Annotated in this window: 14 protein-coding genes; 13 read left to right on the top strand and 1 reads right to left on the bottom strand. The window is 71.2% G+C overall.

The window, feature by feature from the left end; translation table 11 throughout:
* The first annotated feature begins 108 nt into the window (after positions 1-108).
* The 7 genes from rplU (at position 109) to galE (ending at position 9,303) form a co-directional block, all read left to right on the top strand.
* Positions 109-429: a 50S ribosomal protein L21 gene (gene rplU, locus DEJ43_RS11790; protein ID WP_015033583.1), complete on the top strand. Its 321-nt coding sequence runs from the start codon at positions 109-111 to the stop codon at positions 427-429.
* 13 nt (positions 430-442) lie between these two features.
* Entirely contained in the window at positions 443-697 is a 255-nt protein-coding gene (gene rpmA / locus DEJ43_RS11785) for a 50S ribosomal protein L27 (RefSeq protein WP_015033582.1), read from the top strand.
* A 105-nt stretch (positions 698-802) separates the two neighbouring features.
* On the top strand, positions 803-2,242 hold the full coding sequence (obgE, locus tag DEJ43_RS11780; RefSeq protein WP_015033581.1) for a GTPase ObgE: 1,440 nt from the start codon (positions 803-805) through the stop codon (positions 2,240-2,242).
* A 165-nt stretch (positions 2,243-2,407) separates the two neighbouring features.
* Entirely contained in the window at positions 2,408-4,081 is a 1,674-nt protein-coding gene (locus DEJ43_RS11775) for a glycosyltransferase family 2 protein (RefSeq protein ID WP_015033580.1), read from the top strand.
* Positions 4,082-4,289: 208 nt separating this feature from the next.
* Entirely contained in the window at positions 4,290-7,073 is a 2,784-nt protein-coding gene (locus DEJ43_RS11770) for a CDP-glycerol:glycerophosphate glycerophosphotransferase (protein WP_041662385.1), read from the top strand.
* A complete protein-coding gene (locus DEJ43_RS11765; protein WP_015033578.1) occupies positions 7,066-8,220 on the top strand; it encodes a glycosyltransferase in 1,155 nt (384 codons plus the stop codon). Before DEJ43_RS11770 ends, DEJ43_RS11765 begins: the two co-directional genes overlap by 8 nt.
* 99 nt (positions 8,221-8,319) lie before the next feature.
* The gene (gene galE / locus DEJ43_RS11760) at positions 8,320-9,303 is read left to right on the top strand and encodes a UDP-glucose 4-epimerase GalE (RefSeq protein ID WP_015033577.1); all 984 of its coding nucleotides are present in this window, start codon (positions 8,320-8,322) and stop codon (positions 9,301-9,303) included.
* 125 nt (positions 9,304-9,428) lie between these two features.
* On the opposite strand, the gene DEJ43_RS11755 is transcribed toward galE, so the two are convergent.
* Positions 9,429-10,982, bottom strand: coding sequence for a DUF6056 family protein (locus DEJ43_RS11755; RefSeq protein WP_015033576.1), 1,554 nt, complete (start codon positions 10,980-10,982; stop codon positions 9,429-9,431).
* A 239-nt stretch (positions 10,983-11,221) separates the two neighbouring features.
* Here DEJ43_RS11755 and DEJ43_RS11750 point away from each other — a divergent pair, with 239 nt between their 5' ends.
* The 6 genes from DEJ43_RS11750 to DEJ43_RS11725 all read left to right on the top strand — a co-directional run bounded on the left by DEJ43_RS11750 (position 11,222) and on the right by DEJ43_RS11725 (position 16,704).
* Entirely contained in the window at positions 11,222-12,217 is a 996-nt protein-coding gene (locus DEJ43_RS11750) for a glycosyltransferase family 2 protein (RefSeq protein ID WP_015033575.1), read from the top strand.
* Positions 12,217-12,684, top strand: coding sequence for a GtrA family protein (locus DEJ43_RS11745; protein WP_015033574.1), 468 nt, complete (start codon positions 12,217-12,219; stop codon positions 12,682-12,684). The genes DEJ43_RS11750 and DEJ43_RS11745 overlap by 1 nt, the downstream gene beginning before the upstream one ends.
* Positions 12,685-12,771: 87 nt before the next feature.
* The gene (gene proB, locus DEJ43_RS11740; RefSeq protein ID WP_051026049.1) at positions 12,772-13,908 is read left to right on the top strand and encodes a glutamate 5-kinase; all 1,137 of its coding nucleotides are present in this window, start codon (positions 12,772-12,774) and stop codon (positions 13,906-13,908) included.
* A gap of 157 nt (positions 13,909-14,065) precedes the next feature.
* Entirely contained in the window at positions 14,066-14,587 is a 522-nt protein-coding gene (locus DEJ43_RS11735; protein ID WP_015033572.1) for a hypothetical protein, read from the top strand.
* Positions 14,588-14,753: 166 nt separating this feature from the next.
* On the top strand, positions 14,754-16,037 hold the full coding sequence (locus DEJ43_RS11730) for a glutamate-5-semialdehyde dehydrogenase (RefSeq protein ID WP_015033571.1): 1,284 nt from the start codon (positions 14,754-14,756) through the stop codon (positions 16,035-16,037).
* Between the two features lie 106 nt (positions 16,038-16,143).
* Positions 16,144-16,704, top strand: a complete 561-nt coding sequence (locus DEJ43_RS11725; protein ID WP_041662384.1) for an SCO2584 family spore wall biosynthesis protein — start codon at positions 16,144-16,146, stop codon at positions 16,702-16,704.
* Positions 16,705-16,713 lie beyond the last annotated feature (9 nt).

Below are 16,713 nucleotides of genomic sequence, written 5' to 3'. Positions count from 1 at the left end.
CGCTCGTCGGGAGAGGCCGCTCGTCCGATTCCGGAACGCCGCGGGCCCTCGGGTCCGTGTGAGCGGCTGGCTTCAGAGGTTTCGATCCCGAGTGAGAGAGAGATCCGCGTGTACGCCATCGTGCGCAGCGGTGGTCGCCAGCACAAGGTTGCTGTCGGCGACATCGTTGAGGTTGACAAGATTTCCACTGCCAAGGTTGGCGACACGGTCGAGCTCTCGACCCTGCTCGTTGTCGACGGCGACGCCGTGACCAGCGACCCGTGGGTCCTGGCCGGCATCAAGGTCACGGCCGAGGTCGTGGACCACCACAAGGGCGCCAAGATCGACATCCTGCGCTACAAGAACAAGACCGGCTACCGCCGTCGCCAGGGTCACCGTCAGCAGTACACGGCGATCAAGGTCACCGGTATCCCCGCGGCTGCGAAGTAAGAGGGACTGAGACATGGCACACAAGAAGGGCGCATCGTCCACCCGGAACGGGCGCGACTCGAATGCCCAGCGGCTCGGCGTGAAGCGCTTCGGCGGTCAGGCCGTCAACGCGGGTGAGATCCTGGTCCGCCAGCGTGGCACCCACTTCCACCCGGGCTCGGGTGTCGGTCGCGGTGGCGACGACACGCTGTTCGCCCTGCAGGCCGGCGCGGTGCAGTTCGGCACCCACCGTGGCCGCAAGGTCGTGAACATCGTTCCGGTCGCCTGATCGGATCTTTGCGGAGGCGGACCTCACTTCCCGGTCGGGAAGCGGGTCCGCCTTTCGCGTGTTACTAGATAGACATTCCGTACGTATTCAGATGGAGGCACCACCATGACCACCTTCGTGGACCGCGTCGAGCTGCATGTCGCCGCGGGTAACGGAGGCCACGGCTGCGCCTCCGTCCACCGGGAGAAGTTCAAGCCGCTCGGCGGGCCCGACGGCGGGAACGGCGGCCGCGGCGGCGATGTGATCCTGGTCGTCGACCAGGCCGTCACCACGCTTCTCGACTACCACCACTCCCCGCACCGCAAGGCCACCAACGGCCAGCCCGGTGCCGGTGACAACCGCTCCGGCAAGGACGGCCAGGACCTCGTCCTGAACGTGCCCGACGGCACCGTCGTCCTCGACAAGCAGGGCAACGTGCTCGCCGACCTCGTCGGCCAGGGCACCACCTTCGTGGCCGGCCAGGGCGGCCGCGGCGGCCTCGGCAACGCCGCGCTGTCCTCCGCGCGCCGCAAGGCCCCCGGCTTCGCGCTCCTCGGCGAGCCCGGTGAGGCGCGGGACATCGTCCTGGAGCTCAAGACCGTCGCCGACGTGGCCCTCGTCGGCTACCCGAGCGCCGGCAAGTCCTCGCTGATCTCGGTCCTCTCGGCCGCCAAGCCGAAGATCGCGGACTACCCCTTCACCACCCTCGTCCCCAACCTGGGCGTCGTCACGGCCGGTTCCACCGTCTACACGATCGCCGACGTGCCGGGCCTCATCCCCGGCGCCAGCCAGGGCCGCGGCCTGGGCCTGGAGTTCCTCCGCCACGTGGAGCGCTGCTCGGTGCTGGTGCACGTCCTGGACACCGCGACGCTCGAATCGGACCGTGACCCGGTCACCGACCTCGACATCATCGAGGAGGAGCTGCGGCAGTACGGCGGCCTGGACGACCGGCCGCGCATCGTCGTGCTCAACAAGGTCGACATCCCCGACGGCCAGGACCTCGCGGACATGATCCGCCCGGAGCTGGAAGAGCGCGGCTACCAGGTGTTCGAGGTCTCCGCCGTGGCCCGCCTCGGCCTCAAGGAGCTCTCCTTCGCCCTCGCGGGCATCGTCGGCGAGGCGCGCGCGTCCAAGCCGAAGGAGGAGGCGACCCGCATCGTCATCCGTCCGAAGGCCGTCGACGACGCGGGCTTCACGGTCACCTACGACGAGGCGGAGGAGGTGTACCGGGTGCGCGGCGAGAAGCCGGAGCGCTGGGTCCGCCAGACCGACTTCAACAACGACGAGGCCGTGGGCTACCTGGCCGACCGCCTCAACCGCCTCGGCGTCGAGGACCAGCTGATGAAGGCGGGCGCCCGCGCGGGCGACGGCGTCGCGATCGGCTCCGAGGAGAACGCGGTCGTCTTCGACTGGGAGCCCTCGATGATGGCGGGCGCCGAAATGCTCGGCCGCCGAGGCGAGGACCACCGCCTTGAGGCCCCCCGCCCCGCGGCCCAGCGCCGCCGCGACCGCGAGGCGGAGCGCGACGACGCGCAGCGCGAGTACGACGAGTTCGACCCGTTCTAGACGAGTTGGACCCGTTCTAACGGGACCGGGCGCAGTCCGTCGGGACCGCCCGGTCCGGGACGGATGAGCCGTGTCGGCCGGTCGGGCGCCTCTGGGTGTCCGGCCGGTTTCGTGTGGGGGGATCGGTCTCCTGGGGGACCGGTGGGGGGCACGTAGGATTCACGGGTGAGTGAGAGCCCCCGGCCGCAGGCCCCCGCGCGTGACGGTGCCGTCAGTCCTGGCAGTGCCGGCAGCGCAGTCAGTGTGGTCGTCATCGCGTACAACGACGCCGCGCACGTCGCCGACGCCATCCGTTCCGCCCTCGCCCAGGGCGAGGCGGTCGGTGAGGTGCTCGTCGTCGACGACGCCTCCGGGGACGCCACGCCCGAGGTGCTCGCCGCGTTCGCCGGTGAGCCGCGGGTCAGGCCGCTGGTCCGGACGGAGAACAGCGGCGGCTGCGGCACCCCCCGCAACGACGGCATCGCCGCGGCCGTCCACCCCTACGTCCTGTTCCTCGACAGCGACGACCTGCTGCTGCCCGGCGCCGTCGACGGCCTGCTCGCCGTCGCCGCCGAGGAGCGCGCGGACGTCGTCGCCGGGATCTGCGTGCGGCGCGAGCTCCCCGAGGGCCGGGAGACCGTCTGGGCACCCTCGCTGTACGACGTGTCCCAGGGCGCCACGCTCCCCGGCACCGTGATCGAGGGCGTCGAGAAGCACCCCGAGTTCGTCCTCGACACCCTCTCCGTCAACAAGCTCTACCGGCGCGACTTCCTCGACCGGCACGCCATCCGCTTCCCCGACGGCGCCTTCCACTACGAGGACTTCGTCTTCAGCGCCCGCGTCCAGGCCGCCGCCCCCCGGCTCGCCGTCACCGACGTGCCGGTCTACGTGTGGCACGTGCGCCGGCAGGCCGCGACCCTGTCGATCTCGCTGCGGCGCGCCTCCCTGGCCAACTGGGAGCACCGCATCGCCGCGCACGCCGCCGTCGTCGACGTGTTCCGCACGGCGGGGCGCCCCGCGCTCGCCGCCGCCGCGCAGACGAAGTTCCTCGACTACGACCTCCCCATGTACCTGCGCGAGCTGCCGCAGCGGACCGCCGCCTACCGGGCCGACTGGTGGACGGTCACCCGTGCCCACCTGGCAGGTTTCGAGGCCGCCGCGGTCTCCGCGGCCCGGGCGCCGTCGCGCTGGCTGCACGCCGCGCTGACGGCGCTGACCGCCGTTCCCGAGGGGCGGGAGCTGACCCGGTTCGTCGAGCTGGCAGCGCCGCTGCCCCGGCTGGTCCCCCCGTACCGGCGCGCCGAGGACGGTGCGCCGGTGCTGGCCGCCGCCCCCGCCGACGTACCCCTGGAGGGTCTCGCGGAGCTGGCGGCCGCCGAGCTGCCCGTGGCGGTCGACGGCTCCGTGGCCGTCGGCGCGTCGACCCGGCTGACCGTGACCGTCCACGATCTGTACGGGCGTGTCGCCGCGCTGGGCCCCACGGGCGTCCGGGTGGTGTTCACCGAGCGGGTGTCGGCGGCCGAGCTGCCGGTCGACGCGCCGCTGCTCCCGGCGGACGAGGGCTGGACGGCCACTGTGACGCTGCCCACCTCGAAGCTGCTGCGGGCGGGCCGGCTCGCGGCCTGGTCGGTCCACGCCGAGCTGCGGTACGCGGACGGATCGACCGGAAACGCCGAGGTCAGGGCCCCGCAGGGGTATGTCGGCCGGCGTGGCGTGGTGCTGGGTCGGCTCGGCCGGGTGCTCCTTGTCCAGGTCGTCGCCTCGGCGCGCCGGGGGCTGGTCCTGCGGTTCGCGGGCGGCGCGGTCGGCGCACGTCAGGTGATGTCCGGGCGTTTCAAGAGGCTGTTTGCCATGCGGTGAACATCACCGAAGGCCCGGGAGAGCAGGTATGGAACAATTCCTCCTGCCGGTATTCTTTCCGGTCGCCGGGTGGCCCTCGCCGAACATCGCGGGGCGGCACCCTTCACCACTGAAGGCAGTACTGCGCCGTTGACCACGGCGCGGACAGCGCCGCGCCCGGCCGGGACGCGTGCCGGATGTTGCCGCCCGCAATTGTGAGAGGACTTGGATGCCGACTAGCGACGTCCCTGATGTGAGCGTCGTCGTCATCGTCTACAACGATGAGGAACGGCTCCCGCGAGCGGTTCGGTCACTTCTCGACCAGACCCTGAACAACCTCGAAGTGATCATCGCCGACGACTGTTCGACCGATGGCACCGAGGGCGTGGCGCGCGCCCTGGAGGCGTCCGACCCGCGCGTGCGCTACGTCCGCCTGGAGCAGAACAGTGGTGGCTGCAGCGCGCCCCGCAACCGCGGCATCGAGGTCGCGCGCGCGCCGTACGTCATGTTCCTGGACAGTGACGACGAGCTGCCGCGGCACGCCTGCAAGAGCCTGCTGCTCGTGGCCGAGGAGACCGGCGTCGACTTCGTCACCGGTGAGGTGACCCGTCTCTTCGAGGAGACGAACACCACCGGCCTCTGGTATCCGCACCTCTTCACCGAGAAGCGGGTCGTGAACGGCATCGCCGAGCGCCCCGAGTACTTCTTCGACCACCTGTCGACGAACAAGCTCTACCGGACCGCCTTCATCCGGGACAACGCGCTCACCTTCCCCGAGGGCATCCACTACGAGGACCAGCTGTTCTCCGCGCAGGCCTTCTCGCTCGCGGAGTCCTTCGCCGTCGTCCCGTGGTCGGTCTACGTCTGGCGTCTCGCGCCGGAGAGCGTCTCCATCTCCTCCAGCCGTCACAAGATCCAGAACGTCGCGGACCGCATCGGCGTGGCCCGGCTCATCGACGCCTGGTTCGAGGAGAACGGCCGCGCGGAGCTGCGCGCGGAGAAGGACTACAAGTTCCTCCGCCACGACTTCCGTCTCTACCTGGGCGACCTGCCCTTCCGTGACCTGGAGTGGATCGCCGAGTTCGCCGAGGTGGTGAACCCGTACCTGGACGAGATCTCCGACGAGACCTTCGCCCGGCTCTCCCGCGAGGAGCGCATCTGCATCCACCTGCTGCGCACCGGCCGCCTGGAGGAGCTCCAGATCGCCGCCCGCCAGCTGGGCCGGCCGCAGCTCGCCCCGCGCTTCGCGACGGACGAGGGCGACGTCACCTACTGGGGCGCGGTCGCCCCCGCCGACGAGGCGAGCCGCAGCGAGCTGGACATCAGCGAGTGGTACCTGCGCGAGCAGGTGCTCGCCACCGGCCGCATCCGGCACGAGCTGACCTCCGTGACGATGCTCGGCCCGGTGCTGCGCCTGGAGATCCACACGTACGACCCGGCGGGTCTGATCGTCGAGGGCACCAAGGCCTCGGTGAAGCTGGCCGCGCACAAGAAGCCGCTCACGGTGCCGCTGACGCTGCGCCCGGAGGGCGAGGGCCAGTACGTCTCCAAGGCCGAGATCGACCTGCGCAAGGTCCCCGTCGGCAAGGCGGGCGTCGCGACGCGCCGCCACCCGGTGGTCGCCCTGGAGCGCGACGGCGCCGGCCGTACGGACATCCTGCTGGCCAAGCACGACCAGCCGGACTTCCGCGCCACGGTCACGTACCACAAGTTCGGCATCCACCACCTGCGCGTCAAGGCGGAGCAGAAGGGTGCCGGCCGTCTTGAGGTGACCTGGCAGCGGTCCGGTTTCCTGAAGTCCCTCGAACCGCTCGGCCCCTACGCCCGCAAGGCCAAGGGCAAGGTCGGCAAGGTCAGGAAGATCCTCGTCGGCAACGAGGGCAAGGCCACCGCGTACGACGCCGTGTCCAAGCTCCCGCGCAAGCGCAGCCTCGCCGTGTTCGAGGCGATGGAGGGCCGCGGTTACGCCGACAGCCCGCGCTACATCTACGAGGAGCTCAAGCGCCGCAACCTCCCGATCGACGTGGTCTGGGCGTACTCCGGCGACCGCTCGTCCTTCCCGGAGGACGTGACGCTCGTCAAGCGCGGCAGCTTCGCCTACGGGCGGGCGCTGGCCCGGGCCACCTTCTGGGTCGACTCGCACAACCTGCCGTACCTGTACCGGAAGCCGAAGGGCACCCGGTACCTGCAGACCTGGCACGGCCAGACCTTCAAGGCGATGGGCTTCGACGTGCCGTCGCTGCGCGGCGCCTCGGAGATCGAGAAGGAGCGATTCCGCGCGGCCGTGGGCCGCTGGGACGCGCTCGTCTGCCCCAGCGCGGAGTTCGAGAAGACCTTCGTCCCGGCCTTCGAGGTCTCCGCGGACCTGATCCGCTCCGGCTACCCGCGCAACGACGTGCTGGTGCGCTGGGCCGAGCCCGAGCAGCAGGCCAGGGCCGCCGAGGTCCGTGAGGCGCTGAACATCCCGGCCGGCAAGAAGGTGCTGCTCTACGCGCCGACGTTCCGCGACGCCGCCCGCCGCACCGGCCAGTCGGTCCGGGTCGACCTGGAGGCGCTGGCCCCGCACCTGTCGGACGAGTGGATCATCGTCGTGCGGACCCACCCGTACGACCGGTTCAAGATCGCCCCGGAGCTGGGTCACTTCCTCCGCGACGGCTCCTCCTACGCCGACATCAACGACGTGATGCTGGCCTCGGACGCCGTCCTCACGGACTACTCGTCGCTGATGTTCGACTACGCCAACACCGGCCGCCCGATCCTGCTCTACACGGACGACTACGAGGCGTACAAGGGCGGCGACCGCGGCACGTACTACGACCTCGAGGAGATCGCGCCCGGTCCGATGCTGACGACGACCGAGGACCTCGCGGCGGCCGTCCGGGACCTGGAGGGCACCCAGGAGCGCCACGCCCAGCGGTACGCGCGCTTCCAGGAAATGTTCTGCTCGTACGAGACCGGCCACGCCAGCAAGATGGTGGTCGATGCTTTTTTCGAAGGCGGCACCCATGACTGAGGCCTCCCCTGTCCGCAACGTGTTCTTCGTCGGTATCGACGTCGACTCGATGGGTGGATCCCAGCGGGTGCTGCACACCCTCGCCCAGGGCATGGGGGAGCGCGGTCACCGCGTCGAGCTGATCGGCATCCGGCCGAGCCCGGAGCCGTTCCCGTACAACGCCACGCGCGCGTACCGGCACTCGACGCTCTACCCGGCCCCCTCCGAGCCCAAGCCGCCGGTGCGCACGGTCGGCGACCGGATCAGCCTGGCGCGGCGCGCCGACGCCCGGCGCGCCCGGGCCGACCGCGACAACGCGCGGGCGGAGTTCGAGCGGAAGCTCGCCGCGGTGAAGGACGGCTACATCGTCTTCGGTTCGCCGTGGGCGGTCGACTGGGTCATGCCGCTGAAGTGGCGTCACCTCAAGGGCATCGGGCAGTACCACGAGTCCTTCGCGCAGGCGAAGCGGAGCGCCAACCTGGGTCTGATCCGGCGTCACTACCCGGAGCTCGAGCAGACCCTGGTGCTCTCCGAGGGCGACGCGGTCGAGTTCGTGAACCAGCGCGTGCCGAACGTGCGGGTCATGCCGAACCCGCTGCCGTTCTTCCCGGACGAGCTCGCCCCGCTCGACACCCGCAAGATCGGCGCGGTCGGCCGGCTCGACCCGATCAAGCGGTACGATCGGATGATCGAGGCCTTCGCGGAGGCCCACAAGGGCCGCGACGGCTGGGAGCTGCACCTCTTCGGCGAGGGACCGCTGGAGGGCGAGCTGCGGATGCGCGCCGAGGACCTCGGCGTCGCCGACCAGGTCGTCTTCCGGGGCACGGCGCAGGACATGGCCGCCGCGTACCGCGAGCTGTCCGTCGTCGCGATCAGCAGTGAGCGCGAGGGCCGCCCGATGGCGCTGGCCGAGGCCGCCGCCTGTGGTGTGCCGTGTGTGAGCTTCGACGTCTCCGGCGGTGTCCGGGAGCTCGTCGCGGACGGCGTGTCGGGCACCCTGGTGCCGCCGGCCGACGTGCCGGCGCTCGCCGCCGCGCTCGGTGAGCTCATGGACGACGACGCGATGCGTCAGCGGTACGGCAGGGCCGGTCGGGAGCACGTCGCCCACCTGGCGCTGCCGCATGTGCTCGACCAGTGGGAGGCGGCGTTCGAGGAGATCGAGCGCTAGCGGCCCTTCCGGAAGCCCCGCCGAGACCTCGGTCACGGCGGGGCTTCCGCGTTCCCCGGGGCCCCGGGGGCGCCTCCGGCGGATGGCTACACTGTCGGAATGACCTGGCTCATCACCGGCGGCGCCGGTTACATCGGCTCCCACGTCGTCAAAGCAATGACCGAGGGCGGCGAGCACGTCGTCGTGGTCGACGACCTCAGCACCGGCAACCCGGCGCGTGTCCCCGAGGGCGTCGTCCTGGAGGAGGGAACGGTCCTCGACCGCGCGTTCCTCGACCGGGTGCTGCGCGAGCACCGGATCACGGGCATCGTCCACCTGGCCGGCAAGAAGCAGGTCGGCGAGTCCGTCGAGAAGCCGCTGTTCTACTACCACGAGAACGTGACGGGTCTGCAGGTCATCCTCGACGCGGCGGTCTCGGCCGGGGTGAAGAGCTTCCTCTTCTCGTCCTCCGCCTCCGTGTACGGCATGCCCGACGTGGACCTCGTCACCGAGGACACGGAGTGCCTGCCCCTCAGCCCGTACGGCGAGACCAAGCTCGTCGGCGAGTGGATGGCGCGCGCCGTCGGCCAGGCCCACGGGCTGTCCACCGCGTGCCTGCGGTACTTCAACGTGGCGGGCGCGGCGAAGCCCGAGCTCGCCGACACCGGTGTCTTCAACCTGGTGCCGATGGTCTTCGAGCGCCTCGACGCCGGCGAGTCCCCGCGCATCTTCGGTGACGACTACCCGACGCCGGACGGCACCTGCATCCGCGACTACATCCACGTCGCCGACATCGCCGACGCCCACCTCGCGGCGGCCCGCGCGCTCGTCGCGGCGGGCGAGCGCGGCGAGACGGCCACCCTGACCCTGAACATCGGGCGCGGCGAGGGCGTGTCGGTGCGCGAGATGGTGAACCTGATCAACGAGGTCACCGGCCACAGCGTCGAGCCCCTGGTCACCCCCCGCCGTCCGGGTGACCCGGCCCGGGTGGTCGCGTCGGCGGAGCGCATCGGGTCGGAGCTCGGCTGGAAGGCGAAGCACGACGTCCGCTCCATGATCAGCTCCGCCTGGGAGGGCTGGAGCGCGAACCGCGTGACGGTCTGATCCCGAACCGTCGTGACGGTCTGATCCCGGCCGTCGTGACGGTCTGATCCCGGACCGCCATGACGGTCTGATTCCACGACGAAGCGGGGTGCCCCAGGTTCTGGGACACCCCGCTTCGTCATGTCTCACGGACGCTTGGGTCCGGGGCGGTGGATGCGCTCCACGCCGTAGTACTTCGACGTGCACTGCGCCGCCCAGTCCCGCTTGTACGAGCGGGCGAACAGCGGCTCGGCCAGGCCGCCGATGAGGATCGGCTGGTACGCCACGTCCCGGTCGCCCGCCTTCACCTCGGCGCGGATCTTCGCGTTCTGGCGGTCCATGGCGATGCTCCGGGCGACCGTGATCCGGGTCATCGAGTAGACCGGCTCCACCAGGGCCATCACGGAGCCGACGGTGAGCGCGCCCACCGCGGCCAGCACGACGGCGCGGACGACGGGGCGGCCGGGGGCCTGGAGTCGCCGGCCCAGCCGGTACCCGGCCCAGGCGCCGTACGCGCAGAGGATGAGGAGCAGCGGGACGACGAAGTTCGTCCAGGTGCGGCCGTAGGTCCAGCCGGTGGGGCCGTAGCCGCTGCGCAGGCCGTAGGCGACGCCCAGGCTCGCGAGGGCGAGCAGCGGCACCGGCAGGATCGCCAGGACCAGCGGCACCCGGCGGGGGCGGCTCTCCCCGGCGGAGGCGTCGCGGTCACCGGACGGGCTGACGAAGGCGAGACCGAGGCCCAGCAGGAGGCCGACGGTCAGGGCACCCACGTACGCCCACTGGTCGATGATCGTCTGCCAGATGCGCCACCAGTCGTGGAACGTCTCGCCCAGCTCGGCGAGCGTCATCGGCTTCTTGGTGTTCTGCGCGCGCCGCCACTGGGCGCCGGGGGAGGTGTAGAGGATGAGGAGGCCGGTGCCGAGTCCGACGCAGGCGGCGGCGCACCAGGTGGTGACGTACCAGTCCTTCGCCAGGCGGAGGCGGGGCAGGCAGACGAGGCCGACGACGGCCGCGAAGAGTCCGGCCACGATGGTGAACGGCTCGCTGAGCATGCCGATCGCCAGGCCGACGAGGACCACGCCGACCACGGCGGCCTTACGGGCCCGGGGGCGCGGCGAGCGGGCGGCGAGGACGGCCCAGAGGACGGCCCAGAGCCCGATCACGCTCGGCAGGGTGTGGGAGATCGTCGCCGGGGCCCAGAGCAGCACCTGGTACGAACGGGTGCCGGCGAAGAACAGCAGCGCCTCCAGGAGACCGACGGCGGCCACGAGCAGCACCGCGGGGGGCTGGGGCCGGCCGAGGGCGCGCAGCGTGGCGCGGGCGAGGAAGAAGAGGACGACACCGAGCGCCACGACGAGGAAGGCGGGCAGCAGCTTGGGCCCGGTCATGTCGTCGGAGTAGAGCAGGCCGGTGAGGAAGGCGTTGGTGACGCGGCCGTTCTGGGTGTTGTAGAAGTCCGCGGTGATCCCCAGGGGACCCATGTCACGGGCCTTCCAGAGGGCACACCAGTCGTCGGACGTGGGGCGTACGTAGAGGCCGAGGAAGGCCCCGACCGCGAGCAGCGCTCCCGAACCGACGGCGACGAGGAGCCCGACCCCGCTCAGGGCGCGCCGGAAGCGGTTCCCGCCGGTGGTGTCCGTCCGTCTTTGTTCCTCCGGAGCCGGTATCTCACCGCGCTCCGAGATGGTGGTCCTGCTCACCGGTGGTAGCTCCCCTGGCCCAAGGCCGTCTCTCCGGGTGGCAGATGCGTGGAAATGCCACCTATATTCAAGGTCTTCACTGATGCTTTATTGTATGGACGGCATGCCGACCGGGACGGCCACGCGGCGCTCGCCCGACGGCCATCACCCGCCTTGAGCCGCACCGTGCGGTTCAAGGAAGAGTCTGCTGGTCGCCGCTCAGGGCGCGCCCTCGCTCATCCCGATGGAGTGAACGTTCCATGACCAAACTTTCCGTCGTCGTTCCCTGCTTTAACGAGGAGGACGTCGTCGAGCTGTTCGACGCGAGGATGCGTCAGGTGCTCGACGCCCTCCCGGTCGACTACGAAATCTGCTACGTGGACGACGGCAGCTCCGACGGAACGCTGGGCAAGCTCCGTGACATAGCGGCCCTGCACCCGAGCCGCACACAGTATGCCTCCTTCAGCCGGAACTTCGGCAAGGAGGCCGCCATGCTGGCCGGGCTGCGCAAGTCCACCGGTGACGCCATCGTCATCATGGACGCCGACCTCCAGCACCCGCCGGAGCTCCTCGCGCGCATGCTGGACCTCCACCACCAGGGCCACGACCAGGTCATCGCGCGGCGGACCCGCGAGGGCGACAAGAAGCTCCGCTCCGCGTTGAGCCGTATGTACTACCGGGCCGTCAACCGCTGGGTCGACGTCGAGCTCACCGACGGCGTCGGCGACTTCCGGCTGCTCTCCCGCCCCGCCGTCGACGCGCTGCTCTCGCTGCCCGAGTACAACCGCTTCTCCAAGGGCCTGTTCTCCTGGATCGGCTTCGACACCGTCACCTTCGACTACCAGAACGCCGCGCGCGAAGGCGGTGAGACGAAGTGGAAGTTCAGCTCCCTGGTCAACTACGGCATGGACGGGCTGATCTCCTTCAACAACCGTCCGCTGCGCATCGCCCTCTGGCTGGGCATGATGCTGACCGGCCTCGCCGCCGTCTACGTGGTCTGGGTGGCCGTCGCCGCCATCGCCCACGGCGTCACCGCCCCCGGTTACGTCACCCTCGTCGCGATCATCGTCGGCCTCGGCGGCGTGCAGATGATGATGCTCGGCCTGATCGGCGAGTACATCGGCCGCATCTACTACGAGACCAAGCGCCGCCCGCACTTCCTCGTCAAGGAGACCCACCGCTCCTTCGGGCGCGGCGCCGCCGAGCACGCCGCCGCCGAGCGCATCCGGGTCGCGGCCGCCGACGGAGAGCGCTGATGGAGGACGGCACGCCCAGGGCGGGGCGTGCACGGCTCGCCGAGATCTTCCGCTTCGGGCTCGTCGGCGGCGTCAACACCGGCACCTTCTTCGGCTGCTACCTGCTGCTCCATCCGTGGATGCCGTACTTCGCCGCGTACTCCCTCGCCTTCGTGCTCAGCATGATCGGCTCCTTCTTCCTCAACACCTACTTCACCTACCGCACCCGGCCGACGTGGAAGAAGTTCGCCCTCTTCCCGCTCACCAACGTCACCAACTACCTGGTGCAGAGCGTCGGCCTGTACGCGCTCGTCACCTGGGCGGGAATGGACGACAGGATCGCGCCACTCGTCGCGGCCGTCGTCGCCATCCCCTTCACCTATGTGATCTCCCAGCGGATCCTGGTGCCCCGGAACACCGGACAGGCCCAGGAGACCGCCGGTCCAGGGACCGAAACGGACGAGCGGCAGCACTCCAAGCTCGCGTAGATTGCCTGGCAGCCGCGGCGGGGCGCACGCGGCGCGCAGGACAGCCGAGTGAGGACGACGCAGGTGGCGGCACAGGTGACGACGCAGATGACCGGAGAGACGGACGCGGCGAGGCAGTACGTGACGGAGGCCCGGAGGATCGTCGTCAAGGTCGGCTCCTCCTCCCTCACGACCGCCTCGGGAGGCCTCGACGCCGACCGGGTCGACGCCCTGGTCGACGTGCTCGCCAAGGTCCGCAGCGGTGGCGAGAAGGAGATCGTCCTGGTCTCCTCCGGCGCCATCGCCGCGGGCCTCGCGCCGCTCGGCCTCACCCGCCGCCCCAAGGACCTGGCCCGCCAGCAGGCCGCCGCCAGCGTCGGCCAGGGCCTCCTGGTCGCCCGGTACACCGCCTCCTTCGCCCGCTACGGCGTCCGGGTCGGGCAGGTCCTCCTCACCACCGACGACACCAGCAGGCGCGCCCACTACCGCAACGCCTACCGGACCCTCGACCAGCTCCTCGCCATGGGCGCGCTGCCGGTCGTCAACGAGAACGACACCGTCGCCACCGACGAGATCCGCTTCGGCGACAACGACCGGCTCGCCGCCCTCGTCGCCCACCTCGTCCGCGCCGACCTCCTCGTCCTGCTCTCCGACGTCGACGGCCTCTACGACGGCGACCCCGCCAAGCCCGGCACGTCGCGGATCGCTCAGGTCACCGGGCCCGCCGACATCGCCCACGTCGAGATCGGCACGGCCGGCAAGGCGGGCGTCGGCACCGGCGGGATGGTCACCAAGGTCGAGGCGGCCCGGATCGCCGCCGCCGCCGGCATCCCGGTGGTCCTCACCTCCGCCAGCCGGGCCGCCGACGCCCTCGCGGGCCGTGACACCGGCACGTACTTCCACCGCACCGGCCGCCGCTCCGCCGACCGGCTCCTCTGGCTCGCCCACGCCTCCACCCCGCAGGGCTCCCTCACCCTGGACGACGGAGCCGTACGAGCCGTCGTCGAGGGCAAGAAGTCCCTGCTCGCGGCCGGGGTCGCAGGCGTCGAGGGCGACTTCGTGGCCGGTGACCCCGTCGAACTGCGCGACACCACCGGCCGGGCCGTCGCCCGCGGCCTGGTCAACTTCGACGCCAAGGAGATGCCCCGGATGCTCGGGCGCTCCACCCACGCGCTCGCCAGGGAACTCGGACCCGAGTACGAGCGGGAGGTCGTCCACCGGGACGACCTGGTCGTCATCCGCTGACCCTCACGCCCCTCCCGAAACGGCTGAAAGTGCGGCCATCCGGAAGGGACGTTTACCAAAACCGCCCCAAGTACCGCCCCGGGCTGGTCAACTTTGTCTCGGGGGTAAGAGAGCAGGGCGGGGTACAGCACCACACGCATCACACAGGAGGCCGCCGGTGAGACGAGCGCGCCCAGGGGCACCGCCCCGAGGGACTGCCGAACGCGCCCTGACCAGTGTCGAGGCCGGAGCCGACTTCGACGAGGCACGGGACAGGTCCACGGACAGGAAGACCGACACCACCACCGAGACACGCGAGGTCCGCGAGCCACGTGAGGCACGCGCCAAGGAACAGCCCGTGTCCAAACTCTGGCACATCACCCTCAGCGTGTCGGGTGTGGAGTCGCCGCTGAAGGAGGTGCGGCGCGGTCTCGAACAACTGGCCCACGACCACCCCTTCCTGCTGACCAGCCGCTATGCGAACGATCACGCCGAGATCCGCTACTGGGAGGAGGCCCGCGACCTGCACGACGCCGCGGCCGTCGCCCTGCGGCTGTGGGGCGAGCACCGGCAGACCGCCAAGCTGCCGCCGTGGGAGATCGTCGGCCTCGAGGTCATCGACCGCGAGACCTACCACCAGCGGATCGCGGAGGGCTACGGCCCACCGCCGGCCGCCCCGGTCGGCGTCCACCCCTACTGAGCGGGGCCGCCCGAGCGGGACGAGGCCTGCTCAGGACGCCTGCCCGGTCGGGACGACGCCTGCTCAGGACGCCTGCCCGTTTCGGGGCGTCTCGGAACGGCCGGGGTACGTCTCGCAGTGCGGGATACGTGAGGGATGTCCGCAGGGCTGCCAGTACCCTGCGGACATGACCTCGCTCACGCCCCTCGACAACCTCTCCCCGGTCACCAGGGCCGCCTATCGGGCCCGCGCCGCCGCCGCCGAAATCGCGCCACTCCCGCGCGCGGCCAAGGACGACGCCCTGCTGGCGATCGCGGACGCCCTCGAAGTGCGCACCGCCGAGATCGTCGAGGCCAACGCCGAGGACATCGCCAAGGCCCGCGAAGCCGGGACCAGCGAGGCGATCATCGACCGGCTCACCCTCACCCCCGAGCGTGTCCGGGCCATCGCCGCCGACGTCCGCGACGTCGCCGCCCTGCCCGACCCGGTCGGCGAGGTCGTCCGCGGCTCCACCCTTCCCAACGGCATCGACCTGCGCCAGGTCCGCGTGCCCCTCGGCGTCGTCGGCATCATCTACGAGGCCCGGCCCAACGTCACCGTCGACGCCGCCGCACTCTGCCTCAAGTCCGGCAACGCCGTCCTGCTCCGCGGCTCCTCCTCCGCGTACGCCTCCAACACCGCCCTGGTCACCGTCCTGCGCGACGCCGTCGGCGGCGCCGGACTGCCCGCCGACGCCATCCAGCTCGTCCCCGGCGAGTCCCGCGACTCGGTCCGCGAGCTGATGCGCGCCCGCGGCCTCGTCGACGTCCTCATCCCGCGCGGCGGCGCCTCCCTGATCCGGACGGTCGTCGAGGAGTCCACCGTCCCGGTCATCGAGACCGGCACCGGCAACTGCCACGTCTACGTCGACGCCCAGACCGACCTCGACATGGCCGTCGACATCCTGATCAACTCCAAGGCCCACCGGGTCAGCGTCTGCAACGCCGCCGAGACCCTCCTCGTCCACCAGGACGTCGCCGCGGCCTTCCTGCCCAGGGCCCTCGACGCCCTCGCCGAAGCCGGCGTCACCGTCCACGCCGACGAGCGGGTCCTCGCCCACGCGGAGGGCTCCAAGGCCACCGTCGTACCGGCCACGCCCGAGGACTGGGAGACCGAGTACCTCTCGTACGACATCGCCGCCGCCGTCGTCGACTCCCTCGACAAGGCCGTCGAACACATCCGGATGTGGTCCTCCGGCCACACCGAGGCGATCGTCACCACCTCGCAGGCCGCGGCGCGCCGTTTCACCCAGCTGGTCGACTCCACCACGGTGGCCGTGAACGCCTCCACCCGCTTCACGGACGGCGGGCAGTTCGGCTTCGGCGCGGAGATCGGCATCTCCACCCAGAAGCTGCACGCCCGCGGCCCCATGGGCCTTCCGGAGCTCACCTCGACCAAGTACATCGTCACCGGTGACGGTCACGTGCGGTAATCCCTCCTTTCGGGACGGGGCGGTACGGGGCGGGACGGGGCGGTACGGGCGGGGAGGCTTCGCACTCTCCCTGCCCAAAACCACCTCGCGGGTCTACTCTGAATCCGTGCCGGACGACGTGGGGGGCATGCCGTTCCAGGACGGCGGGGACCCCGAGGACTCTGTCGACCGCGGAGGCGCCGACGAGGTCTACGCCGACGTGGTGTTCGACGAGGACTTCGTACGGGCCGCGGCCATCCACGAGCCGACCGCGGTCGAGCGGCTCCTCGCCGCCGCGCAGGCCCGTGCCGAGGCCGAGGCGGCCCGCGCCCGTGCCGGTGGGGGACCGGCCGACGACGACCCCTACGAGGATTTCCACGACGCCCCGGGCCTCACCTACGAGCCGGACGACGTCGGCGACGACGCCAGCCCCTACGGACGCCACGGCGGCGCCCTGCGCCCCTACCGGGGCAGCGCCCGCTGGCACCGGCCCGTCGCCTGGCTCCTCGCCCTCGTCATGGGCGTCGGCATGGTCGCCCTGGCCTTCAGCGCCGTCTACCGGGGTGCGGCCGCCAACCGCCAGGACCAGGTCCCGCCGCCCGCCACCACGGGCGTCGACACGCCCAAGCCGAACCCGGCTCCGCCCGCCGCCCACGCGCCCGCGGCGCGCTCCGCCTCCCCCCGTTGACCCCGACGG

It is taken from the genome of Streptomyces venezuelae ATCC 10712 (assembly GCF_008639165.1).
Lineage (GTDB): Bacteria > Actinomycetota > Actinomycetes > Streptomycetales > Streptomycetaceae > Streptomyces > Streptomyces venezuelae.
This window is presented reverse-complemented; position numbering and strand designations above follow the sequence as displayed.